Annotated in this window: 16 protein-coding genes; 8 read left to right on the top strand and 8 right to left on the bottom strand. The window is 71.8% G+C overall.

Translation table 11 applies throughout. From position 1 onward, the window contains the following. Positions 1 to 162: 162 nt before the first annotated feature. Positions 163 to 1,119: a glutathione synthase gene (gshB, locus tag BB334_RS14400; RefSeq protein ID WP_068809193.1), complete on the bottom strand. Its 957-nt coding sequence runs from the start codon at positions 1,117 to 1,119 to the stop codon at positions 163 to 165. A 236-nt stretch (positions 1,120 to 1,355) separates the two neighbouring features. Here gshB and BB334_RS14395 point away from each other — a divergent pair, with 236 nt between their 5' ends. The 5 genes from BB334_RS14395 (at position 1,356) to BB334_RS14380 (ending at position 4,625) form a co-directional block, all read left to right on the top strand. Further along, a complete protein-coding gene (locus tag BB334_RS14395) occupies positions 1,356 to 1,625 on the top strand; it encodes a hypothetical protein (RefSeq protein WP_068809192.1) in 270 nt (89 codons plus the stop codon). 7 nt (positions 1,626 to 1,632) lie between these two features. After that, positions 1,633 to 2,127, top strand: a complete 495-nt coding sequence (locus BB334_RS14390; protein ID WP_068809191.1) for a methyltransferase family protein — start codon at positions 1,633 to 1,635, stop codon at positions 2,125 to 2,127. A 102-nt stretch (positions 2,128 to 2,229) separates the two neighbouring features. Beyond that, positions 2,230 to 2,370: a hypothetical protein gene (locus BB334_RS18245; protein ID WP_158014420.1), complete on the top strand. Its 141-nt coding sequence runs from the start codon at positions 2,230 to 2,232 to the stop codon at positions 2,368 to 2,370. Between the two features lie 16 nt (positions 2,371 to 2,386). After that, positions 2,387 to 3,649: a GGDEF domain-containing protein gene (locus tag BB334_RS14385; protein ID WP_068809190.1), complete on the top strand. Its 1,263-nt coding sequence runs from the start codon at positions 2,387 to 2,389 to the stop codon at positions 3,647 to 3,649. A 73-nt stretch (positions 3,650 to 3,722) separates the two neighbouring features. Further along, positions 3,723 to 4,625 carry a DMT family transporter gene (locus BB334_RS14380; RefSeq protein WP_068809189.1) on the top strand — a complete coding sequence of 301 codons (903 nt, stop codon included), beginning with the start codon at positions 3,723 to 3,725 and terminating at the stop codon, positions 4,623 to 4,625. 24 nt (positions 4,626 to 4,649) lie between these two features. Here the strand turns inward: BB334_RS14380 and BB334_RS14375 are convergent, their stop codons facing one another. From BB334_RS14375 to BB334_RS14365, 3 genes are all read right to left on the bottom strand, one after another. After that, a complete protein-coding gene (locus BB334_RS14375) occupies positions 4,650 to 5,345 on the bottom strand; it encodes a histidine phosphatase family protein (RefSeq protein ID WP_068809188.1) in 696 nt (231 codons plus the stop codon). Between the two features lie 3 nt (positions 5,346 to 5,348). Next, on the bottom strand, positions 5,349 to 6,602 hold the full coding sequence (locus BB334_RS14370; RefSeq protein WP_068809187.1) for an Eco57I restriction-modification methylase domain-containing protein: 1,254 nt from the start codon (positions 6,600 to 6,602) through the stop codon (positions 5,349 to 5,351). Positions 6,603 to 6,819: 217 nt separating this feature from the next. Beyond that, positions 6,820 to 9,309: a patatin-like protein gene (locus tag BB334_RS14365; protein WP_068809186.1), complete on the bottom strand. Its 2,490-nt coding sequence runs from the start codon at positions 9,307 to 9,309 to the stop codon at positions 6,820 to 6,822. A gap of 131 nt (positions 9,310 to 9,440) precedes the next feature. On the opposite strand from BB334_RS14365, the gene BB334_RS14360 reads away from it, so the two are divergent. Both BB334_RS14360 and BB334_RS14355 read left to right on the top strand, forming a co-directional pair. Beyond that, a complete protein-coding gene (locus BB334_RS14360) occupies positions 9,441 to 9,827 on the top strand; it encodes a DUF488 domain-containing protein (RefSeq protein WP_068809185.1) in 387 nt (128 codons plus the stop codon). Beyond that, positions 9,824 to 10,471: a DUF2238 domain-containing protein gene (locus BB334_RS14355; RefSeq protein ID WP_068809184.1), complete on the top strand. Its 648-nt coding sequence runs from the start codon at positions 9,824 to 9,826 to the stop codon at positions 10,469 to 10,471. Before BB334_RS14360 ends, BB334_RS14355 begins: the two co-directional genes overlap by 4 nt. A gap of 10 nt (positions 10,472 to 10,481) precedes the next feature. On the opposite strand, the gene BB334_RS14350 is transcribed toward BB334_RS14355, so the two are convergent. The 4 genes from BB334_RS14350 to BB334_RS14335 form a co-directional block, all read right to left on the bottom strand. Next, positions 10,482 to 12,323 carry a tetratricopeptide repeat protein gene (locus BB334_RS14350; protein WP_068809183.1) on the bottom strand — a complete coding sequence of 614 codons (1,842 nt, stop codon included), beginning with the start codon at positions 12,321 to 12,323 and terminating at the stop codon, positions 10,482 to 10,484. Between the two features lie 156 nt (positions 12,324 to 12,479). Beyond that, positions 12,480 to 14,036 carry an acyl CoA:acetate/3-ketoacid CoA transferase gene (locus tag BB334_RS14345; protein ID WP_068809182.1) on the bottom strand — a complete coding sequence of 519 codons (1,557 nt, stop codon included), beginning with the start codon at positions 14,034 to 14,036 and terminating at the stop codon, positions 12,480 to 12,482. An 11-nt stretch (positions 14,037 to 14,047) separates the two neighbouring features. Next, positions 14,048 to 15,439, bottom strand: a complete 1,392-nt coding sequence (locus BB334_RS14340; protein WP_068809181.1) for a GntP family permease — start codon at positions 15,437 to 15,439, stop codon at positions 14,048 to 14,050. 295 nt (positions 15,440 to 15,734) lie between these two features. Next, positions 15,735 to 17,219, bottom strand: a complete 1,485-nt coding sequence (locus BB334_RS14335) for a sigma-54 interaction domain-containing protein (RefSeq protein ID WP_068809180.1) — start codon at positions 17,217 to 17,219, stop codon at positions 15,735 to 15,737. Positions 17,220 to 17,380: 161 nt separating this feature from the next. Between BB334_RS14335 and BB334_RS17720 the strand changes: the two genes are divergently transcribed. After that, positions 17,381 to 17,897 (top strand): LytS/YhcK type 5TM receptor domain-containing protein (locus tag BB334_RS17720; RefSeq protein ID WP_332835035.1); only part of this gene is annotated, 517 nt, incomplete at its 3' end.

Here is a 17,897-nt window from a genome sequence, read left to right as displayed (position 1 = left end):
CCGCCGCCGGGTCGTCGCCGTAGACCGAGAGGTCGACCCGGGTGCCGAAGACGTAGGCCTCCTTGCGGAAGACCTCCGCGCGCGAACAGCCGGCGAGCACCAGCAGTGTGGCGAGCAGAAGCAGAAGCGGGGCCAGCCCCCGCCTCGGGGACGCCATCCCCATCAGGCGCAGGCCTGTTCCAGCTTGTCGATCACCAGGCCGGCGACGTCGAAGCCCTTCTGGGTGGCGATCTCGACCATGCAGGTGGGGCTGGTGACGTTGATCTCGGTGAGGTGGCCGCCGATCAGGTCGAGGCCGACGATCAGCAGCCCGCGCGCCCACAGGATGGGGGCGAGGTATTCTGCGATCGCGCGTTCGCGCGCGCTGAGCGCCATCGCCACCCCACGGCCGCCGGCGGCGAGGTTGCCGCGGGTCTCGCCGGCGGCCGGGATGCGCGCCAGCGAGAACGGTACGACCTCGCCGCCGATCAGCAGCACGCGCTTGTCGCCCTCGGCGATCTCCTTCAGGTAGCGCTGCGCCATGATCGTGCGCGCGCCCTCGGCGGTGAGCGTCTCGATGATGACGTTGCGGTTGGGGTCGTCGGCGCGCACACGGAAGATCTGGCTGCCGCCCATGCCGTCGAGCGGCTTCAGGATGACGTCGCCGAGCTCGTCGATGAAGGCCTGCAGGTCGACCGCGTCGCGCGCCACCAGCGAGGTGGCGGTGAACTGCGGGAATTCGGTGATCGCCAGCTTCTCGGAGTGGTCGCGGATCGCCGCCGGGTCATTGAACACCCGCGCGCCGGCTTCCTTCGCCGCCTCGAGCAGCCAGGTGGCGGTGACGTACTCGAAGTCGAAGGGCGGGTCCTGGCGCATCAGCACCGCGTCGTAGGAGGTCAGCGGCAGCGCCAGTTCGTCGCCGTCGATCTCGTACCAGGGAGCGTCGTCCTCGGTGAGGCGGATCGGCAGCGCGCGCGCGATGACCACGCCGTCGCGCCAGGTCAGCGCGGCGCGCTGGATGGTCCACACCTGGTGGCCGCGCGCAGCGGCGGCGCGCATCATCGCGATGGTGGAATCCTTGTAGGGCTTGAGGCCGGCGAGCGGATCGAGGATGAAGGCGAGTTTCAGGGCACGTGTCATGGCGTCACCGGTCGGGGGCAAGGCAGCGCGCACCGGGCGGACAGGCATCCGCCGCGGCGCGGCCATCGGAGTGGCGGGAATCTTACACCATGCGCCCGATCGCTCCGGCAGGCGGCGCGCCTGGCTGAGGTGCGCACCGCTGCCGGTGGCAGCCGTAACGAAGCCGTGGCACGCTGTCACCTCAACGATTGTCAGGCGCCGGCAGCCCGGCCGGCCCGCCGCCCAAGGCCCCCTCCATGCTCTCCATCACCGACCTGCGCGACTTCATCGAGCTCGACCACGAAACGGTGGCGGCGGTGCACCGCGCGACCGGCCTGTCGGACGCCGGAGCCGTCACGCTCACCCGCCAGTTCCTCGCCAGCCGGCACGGCATTCTCACCCTGCACCACATGTTCCGCGACCAGATCGCCGAGGCCGTGAGGCGATCGGATTTCGAGCGCGAGCACGAGTTGCGCCGCGCCTACGGCTATTTCGCGCGCAAGTACCCGCTTCCGGAACTGGGCTGAGGGCGCCATGGCGGACACCCGGCACCCCTGGTGGAAGGGACGGCGCGGCGAATGGTACGTCGTGCTGCAGGGCCTGCTGTTCGCGCTGGTCGTGTTCGGCCCGCGCACCGGCTTCGGCCTGCCGCCCTGGCCGCGGGGGCTCGCGACCGCCGCAGGCTGGACGGGCGGGATGCTGATCGTCGCCGGCATCGCCATGTCGCTGGCGGCGGCGCTGCACCTCGGCACGAATCTGACGCCGCTCCCCTACCCGCGGGACGGGGCCCGCCTGGTGGAACACGGCCTGTATCGCCTCGTCCGCCATCCGATCTACTGTGGCGTGCTGCTGACCGCCTTCGGCTGGGCCCTGTTCGTGCAGGGCTCGCTGACCCTCGCCTGGGCGGTGGTGCTGTTCGTCTTCTTCGACATCAAGTCGCGCCGCGAGGAGGCGTGGCTGGTGCAGCGCTTCCCCGCTTACGCCGACTACCAGCGACGGGTGCGCAAGCTGCTGCCCTTCGTCTACTGAGGCGCACGCTCGCCGGCGCACCGCCGCCTTCCCTCGCCCGCCGCGCGGGGCGATAATTCTTCGATCGTCCCGGAATACCGGGCTCCCTGGCGAGCGTACCCCGTGCCACGCATCCTCCTCGGGCCGGGCGTCGAGCGCGTCTTCGGCTCACACGCGCCGCGGATCGACTACCGCTGCCACCGCAGGACGCTCGATCCGCACATCAAGAATTACAACTTCGATTTTGCGAGGATGCTGCGCTGAGCGCACATTGGCCACCATGCCCCCGCCGCCCGGCTTTCGCCCGCTTGCCTACACCCTCATCCGCCGCATCGTACTGGTCGCCACGCTGTGCATGCTGGGGATGGGCGGGCTGAGCGCGCTGCTCGCCTACAGCGAGGTACGCGAGGAGTTCGACCATACCGTGCACACGATCGCCGACAGCGGCCTGCAGACGCTGTCGGGCGCACTGCGGGACATCGAGGTGCAGGCGGTGCAGGCGCAGGTCGACTGGCTGGCGAACCGGCCGGAGATCGGCTGGGTGAAGGTCGAGGCCGCGATCGGCGGGCGCTTCGTCGCCGGTGACGAGGCGCGCGCCGAAACCGGCACCTCGATCGTGCTCGAGATCCTCGCCAACGACGGCGCGAGCCAGGTCGGCACGCTCGAGATCGTCGCCAACCGCAACCGCTTCCGCGAGGAGATGGTGAGCGAGGTGACCGAGGTGGTCATCCACTACCTGGCGTTCACCCTGCTGATCTGCCTCGCGGTGATCTGGATCCTGCGCCGCGAGCTGCAGGACCCGCTGCAGCAGATCGCCCGCTTCGCCGCCTCGCTGCAGCCCAAGCAGCTCGCCCAGCCGCTCACGATCGATCGCCGGCGGACGCGCGGCGTCGATGAGATCGACCTCGTCGTCGCCGGTTTCCGCCGCCTGCAGGCCGACCTGCGCCATCACATCGACTCGCTCGACGAGACCGTCGCCGAGCGCACCCGCCAGCTCAACGAGGTGGTCGACGAGGTCAAGCGCCTGTCGGTCACCGACCCCCTCACCGGTTGCTACAACCGGCGCCATCTCGACCAGCATCTGCCCGCCGAGATGGAGCGCAGCTTCCGCTACCTGCGCCCGCTGTCGGTGGTCTTCATCGACCTCGACCATTTCAAGCGCATCAACGACCGCTTCGGCCACGACGCCGGCGACCAGGTGCTTCGCGAGATCGTCGCCCGCCTGATGCAGTCGGTGCGGGAGCACATCGACTGGGTCGCACGCTTCGGCGGCGAGGAGTTCGTCATCGTGCTGCCCGAGCGCGGCCGCGACGGCGCGCGCGAGATGGCCGAGCGCATGCGCCGCCTGGTGGCGTCCACGCCGGTGATGCTCGACGAGGTCGCGCTCGAGATCACCGCCTGCTGCGGCGTGGCCGAATACCGGCGGGGCGACCGCGTGGCGGAATTGCTCGCGCGCGCCGACGCGGCGCTCTACGAGGCCAAGGCGCGGGGACGCAACCGCGTCGTGGTCGCGGGCGAGGCGCTGCTCGCCACCGGAACCTGAGCGGCGGGCGCGCGTGCTGCGATAATCGGGCCTCCGCGCAACTCCGGCGTCCCCCCGGCGCCATCTGTCCACGATGTCCTCCTCCCCCGCTCCCGCCCGCTGGCTGCCTTTCGTCGTCCTCGGTGTCGGCCTCGTCGCGATCTCCTTCGGCGCGATCTTCGCCCGCGTCGCCCAGGCCGAGGGGGTGAGCTCGCTCGCGGTGGCGACCTGGCGGCTCGGCTTCGCGGCGCTGATCATCACTCCGGTGGCGCTGCTGCAGGCGCGCCACGAGCTCGCCCGCCTGCGCGCAGGCCAGCTCGGCATGGCGCTGGCGGCCGGCTTCTTCCTCGCCCTGCACTTCGCCACCTGGATCAGTTCGCTCGAATACACCTCGGTCGCCTCGAGCACCGCGCTCGTGACCACCAATCCGCTGTGGATCGGGCTCGCCTCCTTCCTGCTGTTCCGCGACACCCCCAGCCGCATGATGACGGCCGGAATCCTGCTGTCGCTCGCCGGCAGCCTGTTCATCTTCTGGAGCGACAGCCGCAGCGCGGCGCCCGGCACGGATCCGCTGCTCGGCAACCTGCTCGCCCTCGTCGGCAGCTGGTGCTTCTCCGCCTACCTGCTGATCGGACGCCGGCTGCGTGCCGGGCTCGGCCTGCCCGCCTACATCTGGCTCGCCTACGGCGCGGCGGCGCTGTTCCTGTTCGCCGCCAGCGGCGTCGGCGGTGCGGCGCTCTTCGCCCACTCGGGCACCGCCTGGCTGGTGCTGCTGGCGATGGCGCTCGGCCCCCAGTTGCTCGGCCACACCGCCTACAACTGGTCGCTACGCTACGTGTCGGCGACCTTCGTGGCGGTGGTCACCCTCGGCGAGCCGTTGGGCAGCGCGCTGCTCGCCTTCCTGATCCTCGGCGAGGGCTTCGCGCCGCTGCAGTTCGTCGGCTTCGCGCTGCTGCTGGTCGGCATCTACCTCGCCGCGCGCGGCGAGCAAGGCTGAGGAGAACCGAAGGGGGCTGAAGGCTCAGGGCGCCGGCGGCGCGAGCGGCGGCGGCTCGGCGAGATCGCTGCGATGCGCCTCGCGATAGGCGGCGTTGAGGCCGGCGGCGTCGCGCCAGAAGAAGGCGCCTTCGAGGAAGCGCGGCCAGCGCGGCTCGCCCTGCGGCGCGCCGAGCAGGCGCGCAGCGGTGATCGCGAGCAGGATGTCGTGGGTCACGAAGACGTGCAGCCCGGCCGTCTCGCCGGCGACGTCGAGCATGTGGCGCAGCAGGATGGCCGCGCCCTCGTCGGGAGGGCGGGTGCCGGGCAGGCCTTCGTCGCGCGCCGCCATGCGCGCCATGATCCCCTCGCTGCCCATCGTCTTCCAGTTGTGGCCGGCGAGCTCGCGATCGAGGACGTAAGCGCCGGGATCGCCGAGGAAGCGGTCCTCGACGATCGCGATGGCGGCGCCCGCGGACTCGCGCAGGACCTCCGCGGTGTGCACGCAGCGCTGCAGCGGGCTGGTGTGCAGGCTGCGCAGCCGGCCTTTCAGGCGTACGCCGAGGGCCTGCGCCAGCCGTTCGCCGTGGGCATTGAGCGGACGCTCATAGCCGAGCTCGCGCGGTGCCAGTGCGTCGCGCACCGAGTGGCGCAGCAGCAGCGCCACCGGGCGCCCGGCCGGCACCGCCGCGAGCCAGCGCAGGGTGGCGTCGGGGATCGCGTGGGTGAGGCCCGCTTGCAATGCTCAGGCCGCCATGGGCGGGGGCAGGAAGGCCTCGAAGGCCGCCGGCAGCGGCGCGTTCTCGAGGCTGCGCTGGGTGAACAGGAAGCGGCCGTCACAGACGAAGCCGAGCTCGGCCCAGTCGACCTGGTTGAGCGCGTCGCGGAAGGCCTCGAGCGCGACGTCGGTGCGGTGCGGGAAGACCGCCAGCACTGCACCGTCGTAGTCCGTGCAGGCATGCAGGAAGAAGGGCCGGGCGACGCGCGTCTTGCCGTTCACATACACGCGCGGACGCGCGCTGCGGAAATGCTGCCGGCCCCACATCCACCAGTTCGATTCGCCGAAGCGGGCGACCCGGCGGGCGAGCAGGCGCGCCTTGTGCGGCAGCAGCGCCGGCGGCGGCGGCTCGCCCGGCTCGCTCCAGATCATGCGCCGGGTCTCGCCGCTGCTCACGGTGGACGAGCAGACGAAGTCGCGGTTGCCGCGCACCGGGTCGGCGTACAGCGCATCCGCCCCCGACACCGCGCCGACCTTGACGAAGGCGACCTCGGCCAGGCGCAGCGGGTAGTCGCCGCGGACGAACATCAGGTGGCCGCCGCACTCGAGGAAGTGGCGCGGCTGCCAGGCCGGGGCGGCGAGCGCGGCGGCGAGCGCGTCGCCGTTGCCGATCGCCGCGTAGCGCATCGTGCGCTCGCGCCGGCCCTTCTCGAAGCGCCAGATCAGGCAGTTAGGCACCGCGTCGGCGAACACCCGCGCGTCGCCGAGCTCGATCGCGTCGGTGATGCTGCCGGCCTCGTACAGCAGGCGGTTGAGCTTCACCGCCGAGGTCGCCTTGAGGAAGTCGCGCGGGGTGATGAAGATCAGCTCGCCGCCCGGTTTCAGCTGGCGCACGCACTTGGCGATGAAGAACAGGTAGAGGTTGGCACGGCCGTCGGCCCAAGCGGAGAAGGGTCCGGCATCGATCAGCCGTCGGGTGGCGGCCGGGATGTCCTGGAAGCGCACATAGGGCGGGTTGCCGATGATGGTGTCGAAGGCCTCGCGCTCGGGATAGGCGAAGAAGTCCATCACCCGTGCGCCCGGCGGACAGTGGTCGGGGTCGAGCTCGAGCCCGACCGCCCCCGGCAGGTGGCGCAGGAAGGCGCCGTCGCCGCAGGACGGCTCGAGCACGCGGCCCTGGTTGCGGCGCAGGGCAAGCATCGCCCGCACCACCGTCTCCGGGGTAAAGATCTGCCCGAGCGCGGCGATGTCGCGCAGGCCGAGCGCGAGCTGCTCAGACATGGCGCGCTCCGGCGCGCGGCGCCGAGAACGGCGCGTGAAGGCGGTCGTGGAGGGGGCGGTGAAGGTGTGCGCGCATGGGGCGCGATCTTACCAAGCCGGCGCGCTTGCCGCGCGACGAAGCGACGTTTGCCGTCGCTGCCGGCGCGCACGCGGTGATCGCCGCGATGATGGCGGTGACGCGGCGCTCGCCGCTGCTACCCGGGGCGGTGGTGGCGACTCACAGCGCCGCGACCGCGCGCCGCACGCGCTCGAGCAGGTCGGGCACCGCCTGCAGCCGCGCGCCCTCCTCGGCGAGGATGGCCTCGAACAGCCGCTTGCGCAGCGCGCCCAGCTCGGCGGCGTCGAGGCCGGCCTCGGCGGGGGCGGTGCTGGCGACGATCCCCACCAGGCGGTCGGCGGCGTGGAGCCGGCCCCAGAGGTAGTCGTTCTCGCGCGCCATGCGGCTGAGAAAGCCGCCGAAGCTGCCGAAGGCGGTGCCGAACAGGACCGCCCGGCCCTCGCCGACCGCGCTCAGGCTGACGGCGTCGGCGGGGCTGATGCGATCGACCAGGACCTCCTCGAGCGGACCGGCGCCGAGCGCGAGCGCGCCGAGCGCCGGGCGCAGGATGACGTCCCAGTGGAAGTAGCCGAGGTAGGCGGTCAGCAGCTTGCGCCGGCAACCCGGCTCGATCATCTGCACCCGCGCCGAGGCCAGCACCGCATCCATCGCGGCGTTGGCCTCGCCGATGGACGACTGCGCGCCGATGCGCTCGATCAGCTCGCCGAGGGCGGCGTCATGGGCTGCGGCGAAGGCCTCGGCCGGGGCGGGCGGCGGCTCGCCCGGCTGCCCCGCGCCCGGGCGCAGCAGGGCGCGCGCCTCGGCCGCGCCGGCGGCATCGACGAAGCCGGCGTTGTCATACACGGTGAGCGCGTCGAGGCAGGCGTGGATCTCCGCCTTCACCGCGTCGAGGGTCACCGCCGGGGTGGCGCAGGCGGGATCGAGCACGAGTTGCTGGTACAGGTCGTTGAGCTCGTGCAGCACGAAGTTGATCCGCCGCCGCTTGTACTCGATGCCGAAGCGGATCACGACAAGGGCGAAGCGCGGCATGTCGGCGTTCTCGCGCACCTGATCGTCGATGCGGTATTCGGCGCGCAGCACCTCGTTGCGCACCGCCCAGGCCTCGACCACCTGCTGCAGCCAGCGCTCGGCGGGCGACTCGCGCGGGTAGCGGCACAGTTCGGCGAGCAGGCCCACCAGATAGTCGACCGCCTCGAGCACGAGCGCCCGCCACCAAGTGTTGTAGACCACCGGGGTGGTCGCCATCAGGTTGGTCGAGGTGAGCCGCCAGTGGCGCAGCTGCTCGATGGTGAAGGGCGCGCCGAGGGCGCCGCCGGTGGCCTGGTCGACGAGGGCCTCGACCTGCGGCCGGGTCTGCGCGATCGCCTCCTTGAGACGGCGGATCTGGCGGTTGAAGTGGGCGATCTCCGCGAGTTCGTGGTGCACCGGCTGCTGGCGCGGCAGGTCGGAGAGCGCGCCGCGCAGGGTCTCGAACCAGCCCGGCGACCCGGCATCGGCGTCTCCCCCGACGTGGGGGTCGGCATGCGGGTCGATGAAGATCAGCCGCCGGTCGACCTCGCGGAAGGCGCGATGCGCGCGGATGTCGTGCACCGCCGCGGTGATCGGCTTGTTGTCGAGCACGCTGCCGTCGAGCAGCACGAGATCCTCGGGGTTCATGCCCTGCTCGCGATAGTGGGCGAAGTTGCGCTCGAGGAAGTTCGCGCGCGTCGTCCACGCCAAGCCGCGCGCGGCGAGCAGCGCGTCCATCTCGTGCACCCGCGCCGGCGGGAAGGCGCCGGGGTAGGAGGCCGAGGCGCGCGCGGCGAAGGCTAGCGAGGGCGCGTTGTCGAGGCCGAAGTCGCTGTCGAGCGCGCCGCTCATGCGGTGGTCGCAGGCGAAGCGGAGCTGGTGGCGGTACTCGCGCTCGCGCAGTATCGGCGGGTCGTGGATGAACACCGTCTTCTCGATGCCGCGGTAGTCGGTCACCGTCACCGAGAGCGACAAGCGGGTGCCGGAGGGCAGCAGCGAGCGCGGCGGGCGGTCCGGCACCTCCATCGCGAGCAGGCCGTCGAGCAGCACGGTACTCAGCATCGTGCCGTCGAGCGGCGGGCTGAACCAGCGCGAGCGCACGAAGGTCAGCACGCGGTCGACCATCTCCCGGTCGGCGGCGGTCGGCAGCATGCCCTCGCGCCGCATCCAGGCCAGCGCCGGCCGCAGCAGCGGGCGGAAGTACCACTTGTCCCACGTCTTCGCCCGCGCCTCGGGCGCGATCAGGCGCTGCATGTCAGCCTGCTCGAGCCACAGCGTGGTGACCGGCGCCAGGCTGAGGTCGTGGGCGATCGCGCGCGCGAGCGCGATGCCGTTGATCGCGCCGGCCGAGGCGCCCGACATCACGTCGGCGAGCACGCGCAGGTCGATCGTGCGGCCGAGCCGCTTGAGGAGGTCGAAGTAGACGGTGGCGGTCAGGGCGTCGTCGTCGACCCGCTCCACCCCGGTGGCGCGGGCATAATCGCGCCCGGGATCCTGCTTGGCGGCACCGTCGGGGGCGTCGTGATAGGCGCGCGAGGCCCGCACCAGGTTGAGCACCTCGCGGTTGATGCCGTGCTGGTAGATGGCGAGCGAGACGCCGCCGAACAGCACCAGTGCCAACCGGAGTTCCTTCTCGCGCATCGTCGATCCCCTCTGTCGGATCGAAATCCCTGCCATGCGGATTCGCGTCTAAGCTCGCACCGTCGCCGGGGCGCCGTCAAGCCCCGTCTATACTTGGTCGAAGCGATCGTGCGCAGGCAGGGAGAACGGGGATGAAGCTTCAGATCAAGCGGGTCTACGAACCCGCGTCCGCCGACGACGGCGAGCGGGTGCTGATCGACCGCCTTTGGCCGCGCGGCCTCGCGAAGGCGGATGCGGCGGTCGACCACTGGCTGCGCGAGCTCGCACCCTCGGCCGGCCTGCGGCGCTGGTTCGGGCACGACCCGGCGCGCTGGGACGAATTCCGCCGCCGCTACTTCGCCGAACTCGGCGCCGAGCCGGCGACCGGCGCGCTCGCCGAGCTGCGCGCGCTGATCGCCGGCCCGCGCCCGGTAACCCTGCTCTACGGTGCGCGCGAGGAGGAATACAACAACGCGGTGGCGCTGCGCGAATACCTGATGCGCTGGGAGTCGACGCCCGCGCACGACCGCCTGCGATGAGCGTCGAGCCACAGTGCGCGCCGGCCGCACCACGGACCGCCCTGCCGATCGCGCTCGCGCTCGCGGTGATCGTCGCGCTCGTCGCCTCGGGCGTCGCCCCCCACGATCGCGGCACCTGGCTGCTCGAGGTCGCCCCGGTGCTGATCGCGCTGCCGGTGCTCGCCCTCACCCGCGCGCGCTTCCCGCTCACCCCCCTGCTCTACCTGCTGATCGCGCTGCACGCGCTGGTGCTGATCTACGGCGGCGCCCATACCTACGCGCGGGTGCCGCTCGGCGCCTGGCTGCAGGAACTGCTCGGGCTGGCGCGCAACCCCTACGACAAGCTCGGCCACTTCATGCAGGGCTTCGTGCCGGCGCTGGTGGCACGCGAGATCCTGCTGCGCGGCGCCTTCGTCGCCCGCGGGCCGATGGCGGCCTTCCTGTGCGTCTGCGTCGCGCTGGCGATCAGCGCCTTCTACGAGCTGGTCGAGTGGTGGGCAGCGCTGCTGCTCGGCGGCGGCGCGGTGGACTTCCTCGGCACCCAGGGCGACCCGTGGGACACCCAGGCCGACATGCTGTGGGCGCTGATCGGCGCCAGCGCCGCGCTCGCGCTGCTCGCCCGCGCGCACGACCGCCAGCTCGCCCGCCTCGCGGCCGTGCGCTGACCCCCGCCGCCTACAGGCGGCCGAGCTCGAGCAGCTCGTCCTTCCCCATCCAGGCCTGCTCCAGCAGGCGGCCGGCCACGCGCACGCCGGCGCGATCGCCGCGCCGCTCGTAGGCCTTCATGAGGCCGAACAGGGCCCAGCCATTGTTCGGCGCACGCGCCAGGCTGGAGCGCAGCACCACCTCCGCGCGCTCGGCGTCGCCGGCCTGCAGCAGCGCCGCGCCGAGCGACTGCCTGGTCGGGTAATACCAGTAGGGCGGCTCGGTGTAGGCGAGCCCGTCCTCGATCGCCACCGCCGCCTCGAAGTGTCGCACCGCCTCCGCGTGCTCGCCGCCGGCCTGGGCGATGCGGCCGCGCACCACCCGCTCGGCCAGCTGCAGCACCGCCTTCGCCGGCACCACCGCAGCGGCAAGGTCGGCGAACGCGTTCGCCGCGCCGATGCGGGCGATCGCCTCGGCTTCCGCCGTGGCGCCGCTGCGCTCGCCGGCGCGCGCCAGGCCGACGCCGCGCGCGTAGTGCCACATCGCCTGCACGAAGGGCAGCTCGGCGCCGGGATCCGGCAGCGCGAGGATGGTCGGCAGCGCGCTGAACTGGGCATGGGCGAAATAGGGCGCGACCTTGATCGGCTGCACCCAGGCGACCTCGCGCGCCGCCGCGGCGGAGACGATCGCGTCGAGCTTGCCGGCGGCCTCGATCGCGGTGTCGCCGTCGCCCGCCATCTGCGCCGAGGCCATCAGCGAATGCACGTTGTGCGGGTAGTAGGCCATCGGGTAGATGCCGGTGGGCGCGGCGCGCGCGATGTAGGCCTCGTCGACCCTCACCGCCTCGCGGTTGGCGGCCACCGCCTCCTTGTACATGCCGACCCGGTAGTAGGTGTGGAAGGGCATGTGCACCAGATGGCCGGCGCCCGGCATCAGGCGGCCGAGGCGGCGCGCATGGGGCAGCGCGCGCGAGGGATCGCTCGAGCTCTCGGTCAGGTGGATGTAGAAGTGGATCGCGCCGGGGTGATCGGGCGCCTGCGCGAGCGCGCCCTCGAGCCGCTGCATGATCTCGGCGGTGGCGCCCTTCGGCACGAAGCCGCCAGTTTCCCAGTAGTCCCAGGGGTGCACATCCATCAGCGCCTCGGCGGTCAGCAGGCTGATGTCGACGTCGTCCGGATGCCGCGCGGCCACCCGCTGCATCGCCTCGGCATAGGCGCGATCGAGCGCGGCGCGCCGCTCGGCATCGGGCACGCTGGCGGCGTAGCGCTCGGCGAGCGCGCCGATCAGCGTCTGCTCCTTCGCGCTCGCGCCGGCTGCCAGCGCACGGGCGCGGCTCACCGCCGCGAAGGCGGGTGCAACCGCGCTCGCCGCCATCGGCGCGTTGATGTTGGGCCCCTGCACCAGGGCCTCGCCCCAGTAGCACATCGCGCAATCGGGATCGAGCGTGCGCGCCTTGCGGAAGGCGCGCAGCGCCTCGCCGTGGTTGAAGGCATAGCTCAGCCGCAGGCCCTGGTCGAAATAGCGCTGGGCGAGCGGCACCGCGGTGGTGATCGGGTAATGCAGGCTGCCGAGATCCCCGCGCAGCGCCGGGTCGGCGTCGGCCTGCGCGATCGCCGCCGCGTCGGCGATGGCGCGGCTGAAGGGGCCGACCTCGGTGCGTGGCGGCGCCGCCTCGTCGGCGGCCGCCAGCGCGAGGCGGAAGAAGGTGCGGGTCTGCGGATCGGCGCGCTGCACGGTGCAATAGGGCTGGCCGAGGCCGACCAGGGCCGCGGCGTCCTGCGTGCTGCGCGCGCTCCGCTGGCCATCGAGCGCGGCGGCGCCGACGAGGCCGGCGCCGATCAGCGCGGTGACGAGCAGGGTGCGTGTGAACATGGATGTCTCCTCCATGAATGCGCGCGCCACTGTCCCGTCGTGTCAACACCCCGGCGTTGGCGGCGCGCGAACGGAAACGGCGTGCCGCCGGCTTTCAACATAGACCAGCGGCAGCGACCGTGCACCCTCCGGCACCGCCACCGAAGCGAACCGCGCTCAGCCGGCGAGCCGCGTCCGCAGCCCCATCGGGCCGTCGGCGAACAGCGCGGCCGCCATCGGCGCCGGCGCGCGCACGAGCGGGCGAAAATCCATGCGCGCGAGGATGTCGCGCTCGATGTCCACCCCGGACGCGACCTCGACCAGCTCGAGCCCCTCGCCGTCGAGCCGGAACACGCAGCGCTCGGTGACGTAGAGCACCTTCTGTCCGCGCGCCGCGGCGAGGCGGCCGGCGAAGGTGCGCTGCTCCACGATGTTGACGAACTTGCGTGCGCTGCCGTCGCGCACGATGCGCAGGCGACCGTCCTCGATCCGGATGTCCTGGGCGCCGGCGCTGAAGGTGCCAACGAAGACCACCTCGCGCGCATTCTGGCTGATGTTGATGAAGCCGCCCGCCCCCGCCAGGCGGTCGCCGAGGCGCGACACGTTGACGTTGCCCGCGGCGTCCGCCTGCGCCAGGCCGAGGAAGGCAATGTCGAGCCCGCCGCCGTCGTAGAAGTCGAACTGGTAGGGCTGGTCGATCAGCGCCACATGGTTGCGCGCGGCGCCGAAGTCCAGCCCCGAGGCGGGAATGCCGCCGATCACGCCGGGCTCGGCGGTCAGCGTCATGCGCTCACCGACGCCCTCCTCGGCGGCCACCGCGGCCACCCCCTCGGGCATGCCGATGCCGAGATTGACCACCGCGCCGGCGCGCAGCTCGAGCGCGGCGCGGCGCGCGATCAGCTTGCGCACGTCGAGCGCCAGCGGCGGATGAGCGTCGGCGGGCACGCGGATCTCGGCGGCGAAGGCCGGATCGTAGGCGGTGGCGAAGGTCTGGTCGTGGTTTTCGGGCGCTGCCGGCACCACGCAATCGACCAGGATGCCGGGCACCTTCACCTCGCGCGGGTTCAGCGAGCCGCGCGCCACCACGCGCTCGACCTGGGCGATCACCAGGCCGCCCGAGTTGCGCGCCGCCATCGCGATCGCCAGGCTCTCGATGGTCAGCGCCTCGCGCTCCATGCTCAGGTTGCCGTCCTCGTCGGCGCTGGTGGCGCGCACGATCGCGACGTCGATCGGGAAGCTCGGGTAGAAGAGGTAGTCCTCGTCGTCCACCCGCATCCGCCGCACCAGCTCGGTGCGCGTGCAGGCGTTGAGCTTGCCGCCGCCGAACTGCGGGTCGACGAAGGTGCCCAGCCCGACCCGCGACAGCTGGCCGGGACGGCCGGCGGCGATATCCCGGAACAGCTGCGAGATCACCCCCTGGGGCAGGTTGTAGGCCTCGATGCGGTTGTCCACCGCGAGCTTCTGCAGCCCCGGCACCAGCCCCCAGTGGCCGCCGATCACCCGCCGCACCAGACCGTCGTGGGCGAAATGGTTGAGGCCGCGACCGCGGCCGTCGCCCTGGCCGGCGGCATACACCAGGGTCAGGCCGCGCGGCGCCTGCTCGTCGAGGAAGCGGCGCTCGAGCGCGAGCGCGACCTCCTCGGCGAAGCCGATGCCGACGAAGCCGCCGGTGGCGACGGTGGCGCCGTCGCCGATACGGGCCACCGCGCGCGCGGCCGTCATCACCTTGCTCATCACGTCCGTCCTCAGAAGCTGCCGAACAGGGTGCCGAGGGTGATCACCACCGCCAGCGCGATCAGCGGGAACACCACGGTGTTCATCGCGATGAAGCCGTAGGACTCGCGGTGGGTCAGGCGGCAGATCGCCAGCAGCGAGATCACCGCGCCGTTGTGCGGCAGCGAGTCCATGCAGCCGGAGGCCATCGTTGCGATGCGGTGCAACAGCTCCGGGCTGATCCCGGCCGCGTTGGCCATGGCAAGGTATTCCGCGCCGAGCGTCTTGAGCGCGATCGACATGCCGCCCGACGCCGAGCCGGTGATGCCGGCGAGCACGTTCACCGCCACCGCTTCCGAGATCAGCGGGTTGCCCGGCGCGATGCCGAGCACCAGGTCGCGGATCACCACGAAGCCGGCGAGCGAGGCGATCACGGTGCCATAGCCGACCTCAGTGGCGGTGTTGAGGATCGGCAGCATCGAGCCGAAGGAGCCTTCGTTGACCGTCTTCATCAGGTTCGCCCAGCGCGTCCAGTGCATCGCCACCAGCAGCAGGACCGCCGCCGACAGCGCGACGATGATCGCCCAGATGCCGATCAGCGAGCGCGCGTCCTGCAGGCCGCCGAACTCCGGTTTGGCGAGATAGCTGGTGTCGATCGCGGGCAGCACCTGCTTGGCCATCAGGAAGTTGAGACCGATCACCACCAGGATCGGCAGCAGGGCGACCCAGAAGCCGGGACGCGGCGCGTTCGGATCCTCCCTATCCGGCTCGCCGGTGTGGTGTCCGTAGCCTTCGCCGGCGGCCATCAGCTTGCGGGCCTGGGCGCTCAGCCACCAGGAGCCGAGGCCGAACATGATCAGGCCGCCGATCAGACCGAGGCCGGGGGCGGCGAAGGCGTCGGTGCCGAAGAAGGGGGCGGGGATCGCGTTCTGGATCGCCGGCGTGCCCGGCAGCGCGGTCATCGTGAAGGTGAAGGAGCCGAGGGCGATCGCGCCGGGGATCAGGCGCTTCGGGATGCCCGCCTCGCGGAACAGCGCGGCACCGATCGGGTACACCGCGAAGGCCACCACGAACAGCGACACGCCGCCGTAGGTGAGGATGCCGCAGGCGAGCACGATGGCGAGGATGGCGCGATGACTGCCCACCCTGGCCACGATCGCATGGGCGATCGCACGCGCCGAGCCGGAGTCGTCCATCAGCTTGCCGAACAGCGCGCCGAGCAGGAACAGCGGGAAGAACTGGATGACGTAGCCACCCATCGCCTTCATGAAGACCTGGGTGTAGGTCGGCAGCAGCATCGCCGCCTCGCCCGACATCAGCACGGCGAACAGTGCCAGCAAGGGCGCAAGCAGCAGGACGCTGATGCCGCGGTAGGCGAGATACATCAGCAGCGCGAGTGAAACAAGAATGCCTAGGGTGCCCATGGGGCTTCTCCTCCTCGTTATTGGGTATGCGCCTCTCGACCGCCGGCGCGGCGGGCGGCGGAGGACTCTTAGCAAGCAATGTGCCAACTCGCTGCAGTGAGGCTAGCGGCGCCGCGGGGCACCTGCCGGCGGCGGACGGAACGCCTTTGCTGATTGCGTCATTCATCCGCTTTATGCCGAATGACATGACCGCTCGGCGCGGGCGAAGGCACGGCGCCATACTCCAGAATTCTGGACATATCCAGAAATCGAGACATTCCGCCAAGCGCAGTCCAGATATCTGGACAAGGACGGCTCAGCGGCCGATACCGTGCTGCGCCAGCTTGGCGTACAGGCTCGCCCGCGAGATCCCGAGCCGGCTCGCGGCTTGGCGGCGGTTGCCGGCGCAGGCCTGCAGCGCGGCGAGGAGGGCCGCGCGCTCGGCGCGGGCGAGGCTGGCCGACAGCGGCTCGGCCGCGCCAGCCGGCGACGGCGTCGACGGCTGGCGCGGCGCGACGGCGGGCGGACCGGCGGCGGGCGCCGCCGCCGACATGCCGCCGAGCAGCTCGAGCACCGCCCCCGCATCGAGCGGCGCGCCCTCGGCGGCGAGCTGGGCGCGTTCGAGCAGGTTGCGCAGCTGGCGCACGTTGCCCGGCCAGGGTTGGGCCGCGAGCACGGCGAGCGCATCGGCGCCGAGTTCGAGCGGCGGCTGGCCGGAGCGGGCGGCAATGTCGTCGAGCAGGTACTCGACCAGCGCAGGCAGGTCCTCGCGCCGGTCGCGCAGGCTGGGCACACGCAGGGTGAGCACGTTGAGCCGGTAGTAGAGGTCGTCGCGAAAGCTGCCGGCGGCCACCCGCGCCTCGAGGTCGACGTGGGTGGCCGCGATCACCCGCACGTCGAGCGGACGCACCTGGTTCGAGCCGAGCGGCTCCACCTGCTGCTCCTGCAGCACGCGCAGCAGCTTGGCCTGCAGCGCGAGCGGCAGCTCGCCGAGTTCGTCGAGGAACAGGGTGCCACCGTTGGCGAGCTCGAACTTGCCCAGCCGCGGCCTGCGCTCGGCACCGGTGAAGGCGCCCGGCGCGGTGCCGAACAGTTCGGCTTCGACCAGGTTTTCCGGCACCGCGGCCATGTTCACCGCGACGAAGGGGCCACCGGCGCGTGCCGACAGGTTATGGATGCCCTGCGCGAGCAACTCCTTGCCAGTGCCGGTCTCGCCGCGCAGCAGCACCGTGGCGTCGAGCTGTGCGGCGCGGCGTGCCTGGCGCTTGATCTCGTTGGCGGCCGCGCTGGTGCCGATGAAACCGGCGATCGTATAGCGCGCGCGTCGTGCCTGCAGCAGGGCTTTTTCGGTCGCCGCCAGCTGCGCCTGCAGGCGGCTGTACTTCTCCATCAGCGGTTTCAGGTGGCGGGCACGGTCGAACAGCACATAGCCGAGCGCGCCGACCACGCTACCGTCTTCCGCGCGCAGCGGGATGCGGGTGACGACGAAGTGCTCCCTGCCGAACGGCATGAGGTCGAGCAGGCTGGGTTGACCGGTGTCGACCACCTCGCGCAGCCGGCTCGCGGGGAGCACCTCCTCGATCTCGCGCCCGAGCACGCTGGTCGGGTCGTCGATGCCGAGCTTGTGCGCGTATTTCTCGCTCATCCACACGATCCGCGCCTGGCGATTGACCGCGATCGTGCCCTCGCACTGGGCATTCAGATGGTCGAACAGCAAGGGCATCGCCACCGCGCGGAAGCGTTCGGGCGACGCCCCGATCACCAGGCCGCTCTCGTCCAGGTCGCGGGAATCGATTGCCATCGTGACGCCTCTCGCGGGTGTGGCTGATGCCGGCGATTATCGGGCGGCGCGCCGTGCACCCGCAATCGGGGGCAGCCAGCGGTTTTCGTCGGGCGCCGCGGGCGCGGGCGCAGTACCATCCCCGGAAGCGACCCGCCCACCCACTAACGGCCCTCCCGCGCATGTTCCTCGACCTGCTCGAAGCCACCGCGCTGCTTCTCGCGCTCAGCCTGCTGCACGGGCTCAACCTTCGCGTGTGGCGTCGCAGCGCGCTGGCGGCCCAGATCGGCTCGGGCATGATCTTCGGCGGCATCGCGGTGGTGGGGATGATGATCCCGATCGAGATCGCGCCCGGCGTGATCTTCGACGGCCGCGCGGTGGCGCTCAGCATGGCGGCGCTGTTCGGCGGCCCGCTGGTGGGTGCGCTGGGGGGCGCGATCGCCGGCGCCTACCGGCTCGCCCTCGGCGGCGACGGCGCCCTGGTCGGCACCATCGTGATCCTCGCCGCGGTGACCGCCGGCCTGGCCTACCGCGCGGCGGTCACGCACGGGCGCCTGACCCGCGCGCCGGTGCGCCTGCTCGGCTTTGGCCTCCTGCTGCACGGCTTCAACCTGCTGCTGTTCCTGCTGATCCCCGACAAGTACGTGGGCGCGATCTTCGGCGAGCTCGCCCTGCCCTACGTCCTCGCCCTGGCGCCGG

Source organism: Thauera phenolivorans (genome assembly GCF_001696715.1).
GTDB classification, from domain to species: Bacteria; Pseudomonadota; Gammaproteobacteria; order Burkholderiales; family Rhodocyclaceae; genus Thauera; species Thauera phenolivorans.
The sequence above is the reverse complement of the archived record's forward strand: the minus strand, read 5'-3'. Positions and strand labels throughout refer to the sequence as shown.

Excerpts from the sequence above, each read along its gene's own strand:
- gshB (WP_068809193.1), bottom strand. The coding sequence starts at position 1,119 with ATGACACGTGCCCTGAAACTCGCCTTCATCCTCGATCCGCTCGCCGGC.
- BB334_RS14395 (WP_068809192.1), top strand. The coding sequence starts at position 1,356 with ATGCTCTCCATCACCGACCTGCGCGACTTCATCGAGCTCGACCACGAA.
- BB334_RS14390 (WP_068809191.1), top strand. The coding sequence starts at position 1,633 with ATGGCGGACACCCGGCACCCCTGGTGGAAGGGACGGCGCGGCGAATGG.
- BB334_RS14385 (WP_068809190.1), top strand. The coding sequence starts at position 2,387 with ATGCCCCCGCCGCCCGGCTTTCGCCCGCTTGCCTACACCCTCATCCGC.
- BB334_RS14380 (WP_068809189.1), top strand. The coding sequence starts at position 3,723 with ATGTCCTCCTCCCCCGCTCCCGCCCGCTGGCTGCCTTTCGTCGTCCTC.
- BB334_RS14370 (WP_068809187.1), bottom strand. The coding sequence starts at position 6,602 with ATGTCTGAGCAGCTCGCGCTCGGCCTGCGCGACATCGCCGCGCTCGGG.
- BB334_RS14365 (WP_068809186.1), bottom strand. The coding sequence starts at position 9,309 with ATGCGCGAGAAGGAACTCCGGTTGGCACTGGTGCTGTTCGGCGGCGTC.
- BB334_RS14360 (WP_068809185.1), top strand. The coding sequence starts at position 9,441 with ATGAAGCTTCAGATCAAGCGGGTCTACGAACCCGCGTCCGCCGACGAC.
- BB334_RS14355 (WP_068809184.1), top strand. The coding sequence starts at position 9,824 with ATGAGCGTCGAGCCACAGTGCGCGCCGGCCGCACCACGGACCGCCCTG.
- BB334_RS14350 (WP_068809183.1), bottom strand. The coding sequence starts at position 12,323 with ATGTTCACACGCACCCTGCTCGTCACCGCGCTGATCGGCGCCGGCCTC.
- BB334_RS14345 (WP_068809182.1), bottom strand. The coding sequence starts at position 14,036 with ATGAGCAAGGTGATGACGGCCGCGCGCGCGGTGGCCCGTATCGGCGAC.
- BB334_RS14340 (WP_068809181.1), bottom strand. The coding sequence starts at position 15,439 with ATGGGCACCCTAGGCATTCTTGTTTCACTCGCGCTGCTGATGTATCTC.
- BB334_RS14335 (WP_068809180.1), bottom strand. The coding sequence starts at position 17,219 with ATGGCAATCGATTCCCGCGACCTGGACGAGAGCGGCCTGGTGATCGGG.